The 14,538-nt window shown below is 68.4% G+C and carries 16 protein-coding genes and 3 tRNA genes; 10 read left to right on the top strand and 9 right to left on the bottom strand.

Annotated elements, in window-relative coordinates:
* Nucleotides 1–74: 74 nt before the first annotated feature.
* Nucleotides 75–1,952, bottom strand: coding sequence for an alkyl/aryl-sulfatase (locus tag BST38_RS08440; RefSeq protein ID WP_083142833.1), 1,878 nt, complete (start codon nucleotides 1,950–1,952; stop codon nucleotides 75–77).
* Nucleotides 1,953–2,001: 49 nt separating this feature from the next.
* Here BST38_RS08440 and BST38_RS08435 point away from each other — a divergent pair, with 49 nt between their 5' ends.
* The gene (locus BST38_RS08435; protein ID WP_083142832.1) at nucleotides 2,002–2,562 is read left to right on the top strand and encodes a cupin domain-containing protein; all 561 of its coding nucleotides are present in this window, start codon (nucleotides 2,002–2,004) and stop codon (nucleotides 2,560–2,562) included.
* 60 nt (nucleotides 2,563–2,622) lie between these two features.
* Here the strand turns inward: BST38_RS08435 and BST38_RS08430 are convergent, their stop codons facing one another.
* Together BST38_RS08430 and BST38_RS08425 are read right to left on the bottom strand one after the other, a co-directional pair.
* Nucleotides 2,623–3,036: an MmcQ/YjbR family DNA-binding protein gene (locus BST38_RS08430; RefSeq protein ID WP_083142831.1), complete on the bottom strand. Its 414-nt coding sequence runs from the start codon at nucleotides 3,034–3,036 to the stop codon at nucleotides 2,623–2,625.
* A gap of 27 nt (nucleotides 3,037–3,063) precedes the next feature.
* Nucleotides 3,064–3,564: a metallophosphoesterase family protein gene (locus BST38_RS08425; protein ID WP_083142830.1), complete on the bottom strand. Its 501-nt coding sequence runs from the start codon at nucleotides 3,562–3,564 to the stop codon at nucleotides 3,064–3,066.
* A gap of 48 nt (nucleotides 3,565–3,612) precedes the next feature.
* Here BST38_RS08425 and BST38_RS08420 point away from each other — a divergent pair, with 48 nt between their 5' ends.
* Nucleotides 3,613–3,975 carry a hypothetical protein gene (locus BST38_RS08420; protein ID WP_083142829.1) on the top strand — a complete coding sequence of 121 codons (363 nt, stop codon included), beginning with the start codon at nucleotides 3,613–3,615 and terminating at the stop codon, nucleotides 3,973–3,975.
* Nucleotides 3,976–3,979: 4 nt separating this feature from the next.
* On the opposite strand, the gene BST38_RS08415 is transcribed toward BST38_RS08420, so the two are convergent.
* Nucleotides 3,980–4,052: transfer RNA gene (locus BST38_RS08415), tRNA-Arg, on the bottom strand.
* Between the two features lie 45 nt (nucleotides 4,053–4,097).
* Nucleotides 4,098–4,186 (bottom strand) — tRNA-Ser (locus BST38_RS08410).
* Nucleotides 4,187–4,269: 83 nt separating this feature from the next.
* Between BST38_RS08410 and hisC the strand changes: the two genes are divergently transcribed.
* The 3 genes from hisC (at nucleotide 4,270) to BST38_RS08395 (ending at nucleotide 6,692) form a co-directional block, all read left to right on the top strand.
* Entirely contained in the window at nucleotides 4,270–5,325 is a 1,056-nt protein-coding gene (hisC, locus tag BST38_RS08405) for a histidinol-phosphate transaminase (RefSeq protein WP_083142828.1), read from the top strand.
* 44 nt (nucleotides 5,326–5,369) lie between these two features.
* Nucleotides 5,370–5,804 carry a hypothetical protein gene (locus BST38_RS08400; protein WP_083142989.1) on the top strand — a complete coding sequence of 145 codons (435 nt, stop codon included), beginning with the start codon at nucleotides 5,370–5,372 and terminating at the stop codon, nucleotides 5,802–5,804.
* Between the two features lie 66 nt (nucleotides 5,805–5,870).
* Complete coding sequence (locus BST38_RS08395; protein ID WP_083142827.1) at nucleotides 5,871–6,692, top strand: crotonase/enoyl-CoA hydratase family protein; 822 nt, start codon at nucleotides 5,871–5,873, stop codon at nucleotides 6,690–6,692.
* Nucleotide 6,693: 1 nt separating this feature from the next.
* On the opposite strand, the gene BST38_RS08390 is transcribed toward BST38_RS08395, so the two are convergent.
* From BST38_RS08390 to BST38_RS08380, 3 genes are all read right to left on the bottom strand, one after another.
* The gene (locus BST38_RS08390; protein ID WP_083142826.1) at nucleotides 6,694–8,025 is read right to left on the bottom strand and encodes an MFS transporter; all 1,332 of its coding nucleotides are present in this window, start codon (nucleotides 8,023–8,025) and stop codon (nucleotides 6,694–6,696) included.
* Nucleotides 8,026–8,111: 86 nt separating this feature from the next.
* Nucleotides 8,112–8,201 (bottom strand) — tRNA-Ser (locus BST38_RS08385).
* A 10-nt stretch (nucleotides 8,202–8,211) separates the two neighbouring features.
* A complete protein-coding gene (locus tag BST38_RS08380) occupies nucleotides 8,212–8,724 on the bottom strand; it encodes a MarR family winged helix-turn-helix transcriptional regulator (RefSeq protein ID WP_083142825.1) in 513 nt (170 codons plus the stop codon).
* 78 nt (nucleotides 8,725–8,802) lie between these two features.
* Here BST38_RS08380 and BST38_RS08375 point away from each other — a divergent pair, with 78 nt between their 5' ends.
* Nucleotides 8,803–9,777 carry an NAD(P)H-quinone oxidoreductase gene (locus BST38_RS08375; RefSeq protein WP_083142988.1) on the top strand — a complete coding sequence of 325 codons (975 nt, stop codon included), beginning with the start codon at nucleotides 8,803–8,805 and terminating at the stop codon, nucleotides 9,775–9,777.
* A gap of 6 nt (nucleotides 9,778–9,783) precedes the next feature.
* Here the strand turns inward: BST38_RS08375 and BST38_RS08370 are convergent, their stop codons facing one another.
* Nucleotides 9,784–10,980 carry a cysteine desulfurase-like protein gene (locus BST38_RS08370; protein WP_083142824.1) on the bottom strand — a complete coding sequence of 399 codons (1,197 nt, stop codon included), beginning with the start codon at nucleotides 10,978–10,980 and terminating at the stop codon, nucleotides 9,784–9,786.
* A 505-nt stretch (nucleotides 10,981–11,485) separates the two neighbouring features.
* On the opposite strand from BST38_RS08370, the gene BST38_RS08365 reads away from it, so the two are divergent.
* Genes BST38_RS08365 through wzm form a run of 4 tightly spaced genes read left to right on the top strand, consistent with a single transcriptional unit; the run spans nucleotide 11,486 to nucleotide 14,538 of the window.
* On the top strand, nucleotides 11,486–11,995 hold the full coding sequence (locus BST38_RS08365; protein WP_083142823.1) for a bacterial proteasome activator family protein: 510 nt from the start codon (nucleotides 11,486–11,488) through the stop codon (nucleotides 11,993–11,995).
* A 7-nt stretch (nucleotides 11,996–12,002) separates the two neighbouring features.
* Nucleotides 12,003–12,818 carry a galactan export ABC transporter ATP-binding subunit Wzt/RfbE gene (gene wzt / locus BST38_RS08360; RefSeq protein WP_083142822.1) on the top strand — a complete coding sequence of 272 codons (816 nt, stop codon included), beginning with the start codon at nucleotides 12,003–12,005 and terminating at the stop codon, nucleotides 12,816–12,818.
* On the top strand, nucleotides 12,815–13,711 hold the full coding sequence (gene glfT1 / locus BST38_RS08355) for a galactofuranosyltransferase GlfT1 (RefSeq protein WP_083142821.1): 897 nt from the start codon (nucleotides 12,815–12,817) through the stop codon (nucleotides 13,709–13,711). Before wzt ends, glfT1 begins: the two co-directional genes overlap by 4 nt.
* Nucleotides 13,708–14,538 carry a galactan export ABC transporter permease subunit Wzm/RfbD gene (gene wzm, locus BST38_RS08350; RefSeq protein ID WP_083142820.1) on the top strand — a complete coding sequence of 277 codons (831 nt, stop codon included), beginning with the start codon at nucleotides 13,708–13,710 and terminating at the stop codon, nucleotides 14,536–14,538. Before glfT1 ends, wzm begins: the two co-directional genes overlap by 4 nt.

Raw genomic sequence — 14,538 nt, 5'->3', positions numbered from 1 at the left:
CCGAGGTCCGCGAGCAGACACAAACTCGCGCGACACGCCGACAACACGCCGGATGGTGCGTCTGCTCGCGCGGATCAGGGCGTGACGATGTTGAAGTCGGGGTCGGGTTTGTCGAGCACCGACACCAGCGACGCGAGAACCTCGGCTTCGCCGGCGATCTCCAGGCCGGGTGAGCTGTTGTCCCCCGCGGCCAGCGTCAGCAGCCGAAGCTTGGAGGCCAGCCGGATCGTCGCCTGGGCGCTGGTTTCGTCGGCGGCGGTCCTGCGGTACACCAGCACACCGTTACGCAGTGTCAGTCGATAATTCGCGTCGGTGTCGAGGAAGGTCACGTCGATCGCGAGGTCGAGATCCCATGCGCGCGGACCGTTCACGCTGATCGCCAGCACATCGAACATCTGCTCCGGGGTCAGCTGGCCCACCATCGCCGTCGAGTTCGCCTGCACCGGGGTACCGAAGTTCCCGTCGCGCAGTTCGGTCGCCCCGGCCAGGAAGAAGTTGCGCCACGTCGCGGTCTCCGAGCCGTAGGCCAGCTGCTCGAGGGTGTCGGCGTAGAGCGCCCGGGCACCGGCGTGGTTCTCGTCGGTGAACATCGCATGGTCGAGAAGGGTTGCCGCCCAGCGGAAGTCACCGTCTCCGAACGCCTTCTGCGCGAGCTCGACGACGCGGTCGATACCGCCCATCGCGTCGACGTAGCGCGGCCCGATCGCCTCCGGCGGATGCGGCCAGAGCCGGGCGGGGTTGCCGTCGAACCAGCCCATGTAGCGCTGGTAGACGGCCTTGACGTTGTGGCTGACCGAGCCGTAGTAGCCGCGCGCATGCCACGCGTTGTCCAGGGCGGGCGGCATCGCGAAGTTCTCGGCGATCTCGATGCCGGTGTAGCCCTGGTTGAGCTGACGCAGGGTCTGGTCGTGCAGGTAGGCGTACAGATCCCGTTGCAGGGACAGGAATTCGACGATGTTCTCTTTGCCCCAGGTGGGCCAGTGGTGCGATGCGAACACGACGTCGGCGCGGTCGGCGAATGTGTCGATCGCCTCGGTCAGGTACCCGGCCCACCCGTGCGGGTCGCGCACCAGCGCACCGCGCAGCGTCAGCAGGTTGTGCAGGTTGTGGGTCGCGTTCTCGGCCATGCACAGCGCACGGAAGCGCGGGAAGTAGAAGTGCATCTCGGCCGGCGCCTCGGTGCCGGGGGCCATCTGGAACTCGATCTCGACGCCGTCGATGGTGTGGGTCTCCCCCGTCTCCCGGATGTCGACGGTCGGCACGATGATCGCGACCTCCCCCGTCGACGGGGTCTGCCCGAGCCCGCAGCCGACCTGGCCGTGCGGACCGCGCTCGAGCACCGTGCCGTACATGTACCCCGCGCGCCGGGTCATCGCGGTGCCGGCATAGACGTTCTCCTGCACCGCATGTGCGGTGAAGCCCTCCGGGGCGAGCACCGCGACCTTGCCCGCGTCGACGTCGGCCTGCGACGTCACGCCGAGCACACCGCCGAAGTGGTCGACGTGGCTGTGGGTATAGATGACAGCGTTCACTGCTCTGTCCCCTCGGTGCTGTCGGTACAGCGCCAGCGCCGCGGCGGCGACCTCGGTGGACACCAGCGGGTCGATCACGATGATGCCGGTGTCACCCTCGACGAAGGTGATGTTGGACAGGTCGAAACCACGGACCTGATAGATGCCCTCGACGACTTCGTAGAGGCCCTGTTTGGCGGCCAGCATCGACTGCCGCCACAGGCTCGGGTGCACGGTCGGCGGCGCGTCACCGGACAGGAACGCGTAGACGTCGTTGTCCCACACCACGCGGCCGTCGGCGGCGGTGATGACACACGGCTGCCGGGCGGCGATGAAGCCCCGGTCGGCGTCGGCGAAATCCCGGGTGTCGGCGAACGGCAGGCTCTCCGCGTGGCGGCGGTGGGCGGCCTCGATGGTCGGGGTGGGCGGCTTGCTGTCCATATCGCGAACATTGCCACGACAGCACCCCGTCCGGTGCTTGACTGACCGAATGGACACCCGCCGAGTTGTCACCGGACACGATGCGTCCGGAAAGTCCGTGTTCGCCAGTGACGACGTGGTCTCACCGCGCAAACCCGCCCTGCTCGGTGGTTACGAGTTCACCATGCTGTGGGGCGGTGACGAGACTCCCCGCTTCCCCGACGACGGGTCGATGCCGCAGTGGCACACCTACTTCCCGCCGGTCGGCGGCTTCCGGTTCTCGATGTTCACCATCCCGCCGCGCGGGTCGGCGGCCACCGCGGCGCTGGAGAACCTCGACGAGAACGCGGCGGCCGAGGTCGAAGAGCAGCTGCCCGGGCTGCTGGGCTACATGGAACCCGAGGATCCGGGCATGCACACCACCGACACCGTCGACTTCGAGGTCGTGCTGGAGGGCACCGTGGTGCTCGAACTCGACGACGGCGCGACGGTGACCCTGCATCCGGGAGACACCGTGGTGCAGAACGGCACCCGGCACCGCTGGCACAACGGCGGCGACACCCCCGCGCGCCTGGCGCTGTTCGTGTGCGGCGCCCATCACGCCGAGGTCAGCCGGGAAGCGGCACCGTAGACGTTCCAGGCCGGAGCTACCGGAAGCGCTTGAGCCGATGGGTAATTGGGCGGACGCCGGTCAGCCCTGTTCGGCGAGCCACTTCTCGGCACGGCGCTTCGACGCCCGCGACAGCCACGCGTCCTGGATGATCTCGCGCAGCTCGGTGACACTGATCTCGCCGAGGCGGCAAGCCCGCACCAGCACCGACAGGTGGCCGTCGAAGTGCCCGGTGGTGAAGAACGGCGAGTCGGGGTCCTGGGTCAGCGCGCGCTTGTCGTCCTCGGACTCCACCCACACGATGATCACGTCGTCGTAGCGCGCACCGGTGTCCGGATCGAACGCGTCGGGGCGTGGCGTGCGGAAGTACACGAACGACTTTCCGCCGACCTGGTAGACCGGGTTGCCCGCCTTGGGTCCCTCGACGCGGGTGACGTGCGGCATCGACGACGCGATCCGGTGGACGTCGTCGACGGTCGCGGGGCGATCACGCACGGTACCGTCCGCTCTTCACGCAAGCGCTCATGGCCGCTCCAGCCGGTGCAGCTCGACGTCCCGCAGCAGGCCGTCCTGCACGGTCGCGGTCATGTAGGTGCAGTACGGCTGGCGCCTGCGGTCGGTCGGAGAGCCGGGGTTGAGCAGCCGCAGACCGGTATCGGCGGTGGTGTCCCACGGGATGTGGCTGTGCCCGAACACCAGCACATCGGTGTCCGGGTACGCCTTGGCCATCCGGGCGTCCCGACCCGAGGATGCGCCCGTCTCGTGGGTGATGGTGAATCTCACACCCTCCAGCACGACGTCGGCCCGCTCGGGCAGTCGGCGACGAAGCTCGGGCCCGTCGTTGTTGCCCCAACACGCCACCACCCTTTTGGCGCGCGCTTCCAGCTGATCCAGCAGGTCGGGTTCCACCCAGTCGCCGGCGTGGATCACCACATCGGCGTCGTCGACGGCATCCCACACCTGCGGCGGCAGGTCCTTGGCGCGTTTTGGCAGATGCGTGTCGGCGATCAGCAGAAGGCGCACGGTTCCAGGCTAGCGAGGCACCCCACTCTGGGCGTCTAGCGTGGGTGGATGGGTTTGTTCAGTCATGAGGACCTCAGCGCCTCGGCCGGCGGCGAGGGCGGCGCTACCGGTGGGGCTGTGGAGCGGGCTCGGCGTGCCGAGATGGGCGAGTACGTGATCGACGAACCGGTGGTGGTGGGGCCGGGCTTACCGCCCGAGGATGGTTCGTGCGGTCAGTTCGCCGTGCAGTTCCACGTGTCCACGTCAATGCTGGTCGGGCTGAAACGCATTGCCGATGTGCGCGGGGTGAGCGTGCCGGAGGTGTGCCGTCAGGTGATCGGTGTGTTCGTCGCCCAGCAGGAGGGCGAGCTCGGCGCGTTACTGGCCGCTGAGGCGGAGGCCGCCGAATATCGGCCCAGCCTCGAGTCGTAGAAAGTGCGCCCGAAGGGATTCGAACCCCTAACCTTCTGATCCGTAGTCAGATGCTCTATCCGTTGAGCTACGGGCGCGTGGTCGTACATCTTCAGTTGTGCCGGCAAGCCGGGTACTGCACGCGGAGGCGAGAGGATTTGAACCTCCGGTCCGCTTTAAGGCGGACAACTCATTAGCAGTGAGTCCCATTCGGCCGCTCTGGCACGCCTCCCGACGTTTACCGCCGCTGCGACAGAGTACACAGCCCCCACGGTGCGAAGCAAAGTAGCTCTGGACGGGCCATAAACTGTCCAGGTGTCCGCCCGTCTGCGCCCCGAACTTGCCGATCTTCCCGCCTACGCCCCCGGCAAGACGGTTCCCGGCGCCATCAAGATCGCCAGCAACGAAACCGTGCACGGTCCGCTGCCCAGCGTGCATGCCGCGATCGAGCGGGCCATCGGCGGCCTCAACCGCTACCCCGACAACGGCTACGTCGAGCTCCGGGAGCGCCTGGCCAAGTACGTGGGCTTCGCTCCCGAGAACATCTCCGCCGGGAGCGGGTCGGTCAGCCTGTGCCAGCAGTTGATCCAGATCACCAGCACCGTCGGCGACGAAGTCCTGTTCGGCTGGCGCAGCTTCGAGATCTACCCGCTGCAGGTCCGCACCGCCGGCGCGACGCCCGTGCAGGTCCCGCTGCGCGACCACACCTTCGACCTGGACGCGATGCTCGCCGCGGTCACCGACCGCACCCGGCTGATCTTCGTCTGCAACCCGAACAACCCGACCAGCACGGTTGTCGACCCCGACGCGTTGGCCCGATTCGTCGAAGCGGTGCCGTCGCACATCCTGGTGGTCATCGACGAGGCCTACATCGAGTACATCCGCGACGACATGGCGCCGGACAGCTTCCGCCTGGTCCGAGAGCACAGCAATGTTGTTGTGCTGCGCACGTTTTCGAAGGCCTACGGGCTGGCCGGCCTGCGGGTCGGCTACGCCGTGGCCGACCCGGAGATCATCGCCGCGCTGTCGAAGGTCTACGTGCCGTTCACCGTCAGCAGCCTGGCCCAGGCCGCCGCGATCGCGTGCATCGACGCCGCCGACGAACTGCTCGAACGCACCGACGCCGTCGTCGCCGAACGCGTGCGGGTGTCGGCCGCGCTGCGCGACGCGGGCTACGACCTGCCGCCGTCGCAGGCGAACTTCGTCTGGCTGCCGCTGGTCGGGCGCGCCCAGCAGTTCGCCGGCGACGCCGCCAACAACCGCGTCATCGTCCGCCCGTACGGCGAGGACGGGGTGCGCGTCACGGTGGCCGCCCCCGACGAGAACGACATGTTCCTCGACTTCGCGCGGCGCTGGATCGCGGACAAGTGACCTCCGGCACGCCTATCGTGGCCGGGGTGAAGACCTACGCGCGGATGACCGCCACAGCACTGGTCGGCGCGGGCATCGTCGTCGGCCTGGCGACGGGGTGCGGCCGCACCACCGAGGGGGTCGTCGCGCAGACCACCGAACCCGGCCCGCCGCTGACCACCGAACGCAGCCCCAGCACCCGCGAACCGCTGATCCCGGGCCTGCCGGACATCCAGATCCCGAACCTGCCGCTGCCGACCCGCAACACCGACGTGCCCGAGGTGCCCGCTCCGGCGAACTCGCTGCAGATGCCGTGCCGGGAGTACAACGCGCTGGACGAGGCGACGCGGGTCGCGGTGGTGCGCGAGATCCTGTCGCAGGAGGGCAATCCGCTCGGCCCCGACGGGGAGTTCATCGGGCAGGTGCTCGCCGATGCGGCCTGCCAGTTCATCCCGAGCGCGAAGGTCAGCGACGTCCTGATGGGCGGCTCGCCGCCCTAGCCGATAGGCGGCTCGCCGCCGTGCCCGATAGGCGGCTCGCCGCCGTGAGTAGCTAGCCTGCTACCCATGAGTAACTACGAATCGGTCACCGTCGAGATCGGCGACCACATCGCTACGGTGACGCTGATCGGACCGGGCAAGGGCAATGCGATGGGCCCGGCGTTCTGGGCCGAGATGCCGGTCGTGTTCAACGAGCTCGACGCCGATCCCGACGTCCGCGCGATCGTGCTGACCGGTTCGGGCCGCAACTTCAGCTACGGCCTCGACCTGGCGGCGATGGGCGAGACCCTCGGCTCGATGATGTCCGACGCGGGCTCGTCGAAGCCCCGCGCCGACTTCCACGCCCGACTGAAGTCGATGCAGGACGCGATCACCGCGGTCGCCGACTGCCGGACCCCGACCATCGCGTCGGTGCACGGCTGGTGCATCGGCGGCGGCGTGGACCTGATCTCGGCCGTCGACATCCGCTACGCCAGCGCCGACGCCAAGTTCTCGGTGCGCGAGGTCAAGCTCGCGATCGTCGCCGACGTGGGCTCGCTGGCGCGGCTTCCGCTGATCCTGTCCGACGGGCATCTGCGCGAGCTGGCGTTGACGGGCAAGGACATCGATGCCGCGCGCGCCGAGAAGATCGGGCTCGTCAACGACGTCTACCCCGACGCCGGCGCGTCGCTGGCCGCCGCGCGGGCCACCGCCGCCGAGATCGCCGCCAACCCGCCGCACACCGTGCACGGTGTCAAGGACGTGCTCGACGAGCAGCGCACCGCCCAGGTCGCGGCCAGCCTGCGCTACGTCGCCGCGTGGAACTCCGCCTTCCTGCCGTCGAAGGACCTCACCGAGGGCATCAAGGCGATGTTCGAGAAGCGGCCTCCTCAGTTCACCGGCGAGTAGATCACCGGGGAGCAGTCAACCGCGGCAATGTCTCGGGCAGCGCCGCCGCGCACAGCACGCTGATCACGGCGAGCCCGCCCATCATCACCGCGACCACCCAGCCGCCGAACGTGTCCATCAGCACCGGCGACACCACCGGCGGCAGCGCGCCGCCGATGATCGCCCCGCCGGTGTGCGCCAGCGCGGCCGCGGTGTAGCGGTACTCGCCGGCGAACACCTCCGGCACGAACGCCGCGAGCGGGCCCATGCACGTCCCGATCAACGCGTAGGTGATCACCACCGCGAGCCCGAACACCATCTCGTTGTTGGTCTCGATCAGCGGGATCACCACGAACGACCACGGCGCGGCCAGCGACAGCCCGATCAGCATGACCCGGCGCCTGCCGCGGGTGTCGCTGAGGATCGCGGTCAGCGCCGCGCACCCGATCGCGCAGATTCCGCCGACCACGTTGTTGAGCAGCACGACGTTGGTCGAGTACTCCATGTGGTCGGCCGCGTAGTGGGTGATGAAGGTCCCGGCCTGGAACACCAGCATCGGCGCGCACATCGCCGCGCCCCCGGCCAGCAGCACCGTCTTGCCCTGGCGGCGCAGCAACGCCACCAGCGGGATACCGGAATCCTTTGAGCGCGTGGACGATCCGGCATCGATCGCGTCGTCCTTGATCCTGAGGCGGATGACCAGCGCCGTCACGATCAGCACCCCGCTGAGCAGGAACGGGATGCGCCAGCCCCACTGCATGAACGCCGGGGTCGCGTCGCCGACGGCGACGTGCACGGCCAGGAACACCAGGTTCGACATCACCAGCGCCGTGCCGAGCCCGAGCTGGGTGAACATGCCGTAGAAGCCGCGGCGGCGCGCGGGCGCATTCTCGGCGCTCATCAGCACTGCCCCGGCCCATTCGCCGCCGACGGCGAAGCCCTGCACCAGCCGCATCGTGAGCAGCAGCAGCGGCGCGACGATCCCGATGCTCGCGGTGCTCGGGATCAGGCCGACGCCGACGGTCGCGACACCCATCAGCATCAGCGTCGCGACGAGCATCTGCTTGCGGCTGATCCGGTCACCGAAGTGGCCGAACACCGCCGCGCCGACGGGCCGGGCGACGAAGGCCGCGGCGAAGGTGCCCAGCGACGCGGTGATCGCCATGGTGTGCCCGAGGTCGGGAAAGAACACCGTCGGGAACACCAGAGCCGCGGCGGTGCCGTAGATGAAGAAGTCGTAGAACTCGATCGCCGAGCCGACATAGCCGGCCACCGAGATCTTCCGGAGCTCGCGATCGGTGCCGGAATCGGTGCCGAAATCGGTGGCCCCGGCCAACGGTGCGCTCGTCTGCATGGCGCTATCGTCGCCGAGATCGCCTCGCGCGCATAGCCGTTGATCGGCTGATGCTGGTGTCCACCGATCGGGGGACACCAGACCCTTGGCGGTGGCGGAGGGATTTGAACCCCCGGACGGTGTTAGCCGTCTCTCGCTTTCAAGGCGAGTGCATTAGGCCGCTCTGCCACGCCACCGCGGGACAGTCTAGACGCGACCGATCTTCGCGGCCGGGCCACCGGCTTTCAGCCCGGCGCTGATCCGCCGGCAGTTCTCCCCCATGGCGGTGACCTGCGGCCGGCTGAGCCGGTCCAGGAAGTGCGCGCGCACGGCGGACCCGTACGTCTGCAACGCCTTGGCAAGAGCCGTCCTGCCGTCGGGTGTGATGCTGGCCAGCACCCCGCGCCCGTCGTCCGGGCTGGCGCCGCGCAGCACGAGGCCTTGCACCTCCAGCCGGTGGATCTGGCGTGTCACCCGGCTGGGCAGCGACATCAGCGTCTCCGCCACGTCCCCCATCCGCGCCGACCCCGTCGGCGACTTCGCCAGCATGTCGAGCAGCCGCACGTCGTTCAGCGTCAGCCCGTGTTCGTCCGAAAGCGACCGGTTCATGGTCGCGTACAACCTCAGCGCGGCGTCCAGAAAGTTCTGCCACGCTCTTTGCTCAGCAATGTCGAGCCCCGGCGTATCGCTCGCCGTGCGCCCCCCGATGATCCCCTCCATGGCCACATAGTAGGGCCGCAAAGGTGTTGCCCGTGGGAAATTCTCAGGGACTTTCCCCAGCGTAGTAGCGTTATGGGAATGCGTGCGATCGTGGCGGGGGCCCCTGACCAGCTGAATTGGCAGTCTGTGACAGACGCCGCCCCCAAATCGGGCGAGATTTTGATCAAGGTCGTGGCGGCCGGGGTGAATCGCGCCGACCTGCTTCAGGCCGCCGGAAAGTACCCCCCGCCGCCCGGGGCCAGCGACGTTCTCGGCCTGGAAGCGGCGGGAACGATCGCCGCGCTCGGCGACGGGGTCACCGGCTGGACCGAGGGGCAGCCGGTCTGCGCTTTGCTGGCCGGCGGTGGCTACGCCGAGTACGTCGCGGTGCCCGCCGGTCAGGTGATGCCGGTTCCGGACGGGGTGCCGCTGCATCACGCCGCGGGGCTGCCCGAGGTCGCGTGCACCGTCTGGTCCAACGTGGTGATGACCGCGCGCCTGACCGCTCCCGAACTGTTCCTCGTGCACGGCGGGGCCAGCGGTATCGGTTCCCACGCCACCCAGGTCGCGCGGGCGTTGGGCTGTCCGGTCGCCGTCACCGCGGGCTCCCGCAACAAGCTCGATCTGTGCGCCGAACTCGGCGCCGAGATCACCATCGACTACCGCAACGAGGACTTCGTCTCGGTGGTCCGCGAGGCCGGTGGCGCCGGGGTGATCCTCGACATCATGGGCGCGGCCTACCTCGACCGCAACATCGACGCGCTTGCCACCGGCGGACGGCTGGTGATCATCGGCATGCAGGGCGGCGTCAAAGCAGAACTCAACATCGGCAAGCTCCTCGCCAAGCGCGGCAGCGTGATCGCCACCGCGCTGCGCTCACGGCCCGTCGACGGGCCCGGCAGCAAGAGCGAGATCGTCGCCGAGGTGGTCGAGAACGTGTGGCCGCTGGTTCAGGACGGCGAGGTACGTCCGGTGATCGGCGCCGAGTTCCCGATGTCGGAGGCCAAGGCCGCCCACGAACTGCTGGCCTCCGGCGACGTGTCCGGGAAAGTCATTCTGCGCGTTGACGTTTAGCGAGGATCAACCGAGCGAGGCGAGTGCGCGCACCAGCTGATCGACCTCGGCCGCGGTGCTGTAGTGCGCCAGCCCGATGGTGACCGCACCGCCGACGTCGTTGACCCCGATCACGTCCAGCACCCGCGATTGCGCGTTCGCGATCGCCAGAATCCCGTTGTCCGCCAGTCGCTGCACGACACGCTCGGCCGGCACGTTCTCCATCGCGAGGCTCAGCACCGGGATCCGGACCTCGGGGCTTCCGATCACCGTGACCGTCGGCAGCGAGCGCAGCGACGTCAGCAGGTAGTCGAACAACCCACTCATGTAGGCCGCCGCCGACCGCATCGAAAGGGCCAGCCGCTCCCTGCGCGTGCCCTGAGCCGAGTCATCAAGAGCGGAAAGGTATTCAATGCTCGCGACCACCCCGGCCAGCATGCCGAACTGGTGGGCGCCGAGCTCGAGACGGGCTGCACCGGTGGCGTACGGATCCAGCGAGACCGAACCGAAGTTGTCGATCACCGACGGGTCGCGGAACACCAACGCCCCGATCGGCGGGCCGCCCCAGGCTTGGGCGTTGACGGCGATCACGTCGGCATCGATCTCGTTGATGTCGAGCAGCCGGTACGGCGCGCCGGCGGAATGGTCGACGATCACCATGCCGTTGACCTCGTGCACCAGCTTGGTCACCTCGCGCAATTCGGTGACGGTCCCCAGAGTCGCTGAGGCAGAGGTGATTGCGACGACCCGGGTGGGCCGGCTGACCAGGCCCTCCCACTGCCAGCTGGGCAGCTCACCGGTCTCGATGTCGACCTCGGCCCACTTCACCTTCGCGCCGAAGCGGTCGGCGGCGCGCAGCCACGGCGCGATGTTGGCCTCGTCGTCCAGGCGGGTCACCACCAGCTCGTAGCCCAGGCCGACGCGACCCGATGCGGCGTCGGCCAGCGAGGTCAGCAGCACCGCCCGGTCGGCGCCCAGCACCACACCCGCCGGATCGGCGTTGACGAGGTCGGCCACCGCTTGGCGGGCCGCGGCCAGCACCGCTGCACTGCGCCTGGCCGCGGGATGGGCACTGGCCGTCGTCGGCATCGAGCCGCGGAATGCGGTGGAGACCGCCCGGCCCACCGAGTCGGGAAGCAACATGCCGTTCTGGGGGTCCATGTGCACCCAGCCATCGCCCAGCGAAGGATGCAAACCACGCACCCGGGCGACGTCATATGCCATGCCAGCCCACCTTCGTGCGTCTTTGAAATTAGCCGTGCCGCCGCCGAGAGGGCGGTCCGGCTCTGCCTGACTTCGCTATTTGCCGCCCGTGCCCGATCGAGCACAGGTCATCTGCGCAGCCATACTAGTCGAGTCACCGACAAGCACGGAGGGTCTGTGGAAGCCCCGTTGCTGGTGCGCCGACCGGCAATCTGTCCGCACGCCAGACGAATTCGCTGGTCGCACCCGCTGCGGCGAGCACCCCACGGCCCCTTTGTCGCAGCACGATGAGGTTTGCCGAAATCGCCCGGCCGCGCCCGGTTGGACGCACTCGGGGTGCGCGCCTGTGGCGTTCGTCTCAGGCCCGGGCCCCTCGGCCGGCCGTCCCGCACGTCATTCGGCGGGCCCGCTTCGCTGGACAAATCGCCGCGGTGGGAGATGATCTACGCAGCGGGTGACGCCGCGTCCGCCACCGACCTGGAGCCCGGACGCAACAGGTCAGAAAAGCTGGGGCACTCTTAAGGACATGGCTACCAATTCCGAGGACGACAACATCGAGGTGATCGGTGACGGCGAGCTCGAGTCCGAGCGGGACGCCGACAGCAAGTCGCTGACCGAGCTCGTCGAGCAGCCCGCCAAGGTGATGCGGATCGGCACGATGATCAAGCAGCTGCTCGAGGAGGTCCGCGCCGCTCCGCTCGACGAGGCCAGCCGCGGCCGGCTCCGCGATATCCACCGCACCAGCATCCAGGAGCTCGAGGAGGGCCTGGCCCCCGAGCTGCGCGACGAGCTGGAGCGGTTGACCCTGCCGTTCACCGACGAGTCCCTGCCGTCGGACGCCGAGCTGCGCATCGCGCAGGCCCAGCTCGTCGGCTGGCTGGAGGGCTTGTTCCACGGCATCCAGACCGCGCTGTTCGCCCAGCAGATGGCCGCGCGCCAGCAGCTGGAACAGATGCGTCAGGGCGCGCTGCCGCCCGGTGTGGTGATCCCCAACCAGCGCGGCGGTCAGGGACACGGCACCGGCCAGTACCTGTGAGAGCCGCGTGACCAGTCCCGACGAACCCTGTATCGAGACGCGCAACGCATGGGTCGAGTTCCCGATCTTCGACGCCAAGACGCGCTCCCTGAAGAAGGCCTTCCTGGGCAAGGCCGGCGGGGCGATCGGGCGCAACGAGTCCAACGTGGTGGTCATCGAGGCGCTGCGCGACATCACGCTGTCCCTCAAGCTCGGTGACCGGGTCGGCCTGGTCGGCCACAACGGAGCGGGCAAGTCGACGCTGCTGCGGCTGCTGTCGGGCATCTATGAGCCCACACGCGGCGTCGCCTCGGTGCGCGGGCGCGTCGCCCCCGTCTTCGACCTCGGCGTCGGGATGGATCCGGAGATCTCCGGGTTCGAGAACATCATCATCCGCGGCCTGTTCCTCGGGCAGACCCGCAAGCAGATGATGGCCAAGGTCGACGAGATCGCGGAGTTCACCGAGCTCGGCGACTACCTGAACATGCCGCTGCGCACCTACTCCACCGGCATGCGGGTGCGCCTGGCCATGGGCGTGGTCACCAGCATCGACCCGGAGATCCTGCTGCTCGACGAGGGCATCGGCGCGGTCGACGCGGAGTTCCTGAAGAAGGCGCAGTCACGGCTGTCCGATCTGGTCGCGCGCTCCGGGATCCTGGTGTTCGCGAGCCACTCCAACGAGTTCCTGGCCCGGCTGTGCGATACGGCGATGTGGATCGACCACGGCACGATCAGGATGCAGGGCGAGATCGAGGACGTCGTGCGGGCGTACGAGGGCGAGGACGCCGCTCGGCATGTGCGTGAGGTGCTGGAAGAGAACAAGCGGGAGAACCGGTCCGCATGACGGAGACCATCGTCGCGGTCGTCGTCACCCACCGCAGGCCCGACGAGCTCGCGAAATCCCTGGACGCGGTGTGCGCGCAGAGCCGCCGCCCCGACCACCTGATCGTCGTCGACAACGACCACGACGACCGGGTACGCGACCTCGTCACCGGCCAACCGGTGCCGACGTCGTACCTCGGGTCCCTCCGGAACCTCGGCGGGGCAGGCGGATTCGCGCTCGGAATGCTGCACGCGTTGAGCCTGGGCGCCGACTGGGTCTGGCTGGCCGACGACGACGGCCGTCCGGCGGATTCCGACGTGCTGGCCACGCTGCTGGACTGCGCCGAACGGCACGGCCTTGCCGAGGTCTCACCGATGATCTGCGATCTCGACAACCCGGACAAGCTCGCGTTCCCGCTACGGCGGGGGTTGTCGTGGCGGCGGTACGTCAGCGAGCTTCGGGTGGAATCGAGCCTGCCGGACCTGATGCCGGGCATCTCACATCTGTTCAACGGCGCGCTGTTTCGCGCCGAGACGCTCGAAGCCGTCGGCGTGCCGGACCTGCGACTGTTCTTCCGCGGCGACGAGACCGAACTCCATCGGCGGCTGCAGCGCTCCGGGCTTCCGTTCGGCACCTGTCTCAAAGCGGTGTACCTGCATCCGCAGGGCGGCGACGAGTTCAAACCGATTCTCGGTGGCAAGATGCACGCCCAGTACCCGGACAACGACACGAAGCGCTACTTCACCTATCGCAACCGCGGCTACCTTCAGGCGCAGCCCGGTATGCGCAAGCTGCTGCTGCAGGAGTGGCTGCGCTACGGCTGGTACTTTCTGATCTCCCGGCGAGACCCCGCCGGCCTGCGCGAGTGGATTCGCTTGCGCCGCTTGGGTAGGCGCGAAAGGTTTGGACGATGACGATCATGGATGCCGCCGCGCAGTCCAGGACGTTCGCGCGGGCGTGGGGCGACCTGGTGGCGGGCTTCGGCAAGCGCGAGCTGTGGCTTCACCTGGGCTGGCAGGACATCAAGCAGCGCTACCGGCGGTCGGTGCTCGGCCCGTTCTGGATCACCATCGCGACCGGCACGACGGCCGTCGCGATGGGCGGGCTGTACTCGATGCTGTTCAAACTCGAACTCTCCGAGCATCTCCCGTACGTCACGCTGGGCCTGATCGTCTGGAACCTGATCAACGCATCGATCCTCGAGGGCGCCGATGTGTTCGTCGCCAACGAGGGTCTGATCAAACAGCTCCCGACACCGCTGTCGGTGCACGTGTACCGGTTGGTGTGGCGCCAGATGCTGCTGTTCGCGCACAACATCATCATCTTCGTGATCATCGCGATCATCTATCCGAAACCGTGGAGCTGGACAGACCTCTCGGTGATCCCCGCCCTGATGCTGCTGGCGCTCAACTGTGTCTGGGTCGCCCTGTGTTTCGGCATCCTGGCCACCCGCTACCGCGACATCAGCCCGCTGCTGGGCAGCCTCGTGCAGCTGTTGTTCTTCATGACGCCGATCATCTGGAACGAGTCGACGCTGCAGGCCCAAGGCGCGGGCGGATGGGCCAAGATCGTCGAACTCAACCCGCTGCTGCACTATCTGGACATCGTCCGCGCCCCACTGCTGGGTGCCGATCAGGAACTGCGGCACTGGATCGTGGTGCTGGTGCTCACCGTCGTCGGCTGGGGCTTCGCGGCACTGGCCATGCGCCAGTACCGCGCCCGCGTCGCGTACTGGGTGTGA

It is taken from the genome of Mycolicibacterium parafortuitum (assembly GCF_002086815.1).
Lineage (GTDB): Bacteria > Actinomycetota > Actinomycetes > Mycobacteriales > Mycobacteriaceae > Mycobacterium > Mycobacterium parafortuitum.
The sequence above is the reverse complement of the archived record's forward strand: the minus strand, read 5'-3'. Positions and strand labels throughout refer to the sequence as shown.

Excerpts from the sequence above, each read along its gene's own strand:
- BST38_RS08395 (WP_083142827.1), top strand. The coding sequence starts at position 5,871 with ATGAGTAACTACGAATCGGTCACCGTCGAGATCGGCGACCACATCGCT.
- BST38_RS08365 (WP_083142823.1), top strand. The coding sequence starts at position 11,486 with ATGGCTACCAATTCCGAGGACGACAACATCGAGGTGATCGGTGACGGC.
- BST38_RS08400 (WP_083142989.1), top strand. The coding sequence starts at position 5,370 with ATGACCGCCACAGCACTGGTCGGCGCGGGCATCGTCGTCGGCCTGGCG.
- BST38_RS08390 (WP_083142826.1), bottom strand. The coding sequence starts at position 8,025 with ATGCAGACGAGCGCACCGTTGGCCGGGGCCACCGATTTCGGCACCGAT.
- wzm (WP_083142820.1), top strand. The coding sequence starts at position 13,708 with ATGACGATCATGGATGCCGCCGCGCAGTCCAGGACGTTCGCGCGGGCG.
- BST38_RS08375 (WP_083142988.1), top strand. The coding sequence starts at position 8,803 with ATGCGTGCGATCGTGGCGGGGGCCCCTGACCAGCTGAATTGGCAGTCT.
- BST38_RS08380 (WP_083142825.1), bottom strand. The coding sequence starts at position 8,724 with ATGGAGGGGATCATCGGGGGGCGCACGGCGAGCGATACGCCGGGGCTC.
- BST38_RS08370 (WP_083142824.1), bottom strand. The coding sequence starts at position 10,980 with ATGGCATATGACGTCGCCCGGGTGCGTGGTTTGCATCCTTCGCTGGGC.
- BST38_RS08435 (WP_083142832.1), top strand. The coding sequence starts at position 2,002 with ATGGACACCCGCCGAGTTGTCACCGGACACGATGCGTCCGGAAAGTCC.
- glfT1 (WP_083142821.1), top strand. The coding sequence starts at position 12,815 with ATGACGGAGACCATCGTCGCGGTCGTCGTCACCCACCGCAGGCCCGAC.
- BST38_RS08440 (WP_083142833.1), bottom strand. The coding sequence starts at position 1,952 with ATGGACAGCAAGCCGCCCACCCCGACCATCGAGGCCGCCCACCGCCGC.
- BST38_RS08420 (WP_083142829.1), top strand. The coding sequence starts at position 3,613 with ATGGGTTTGTTCAGTCATGAGGACCTCAGCGCCTCGGCCGGCGGCGAG.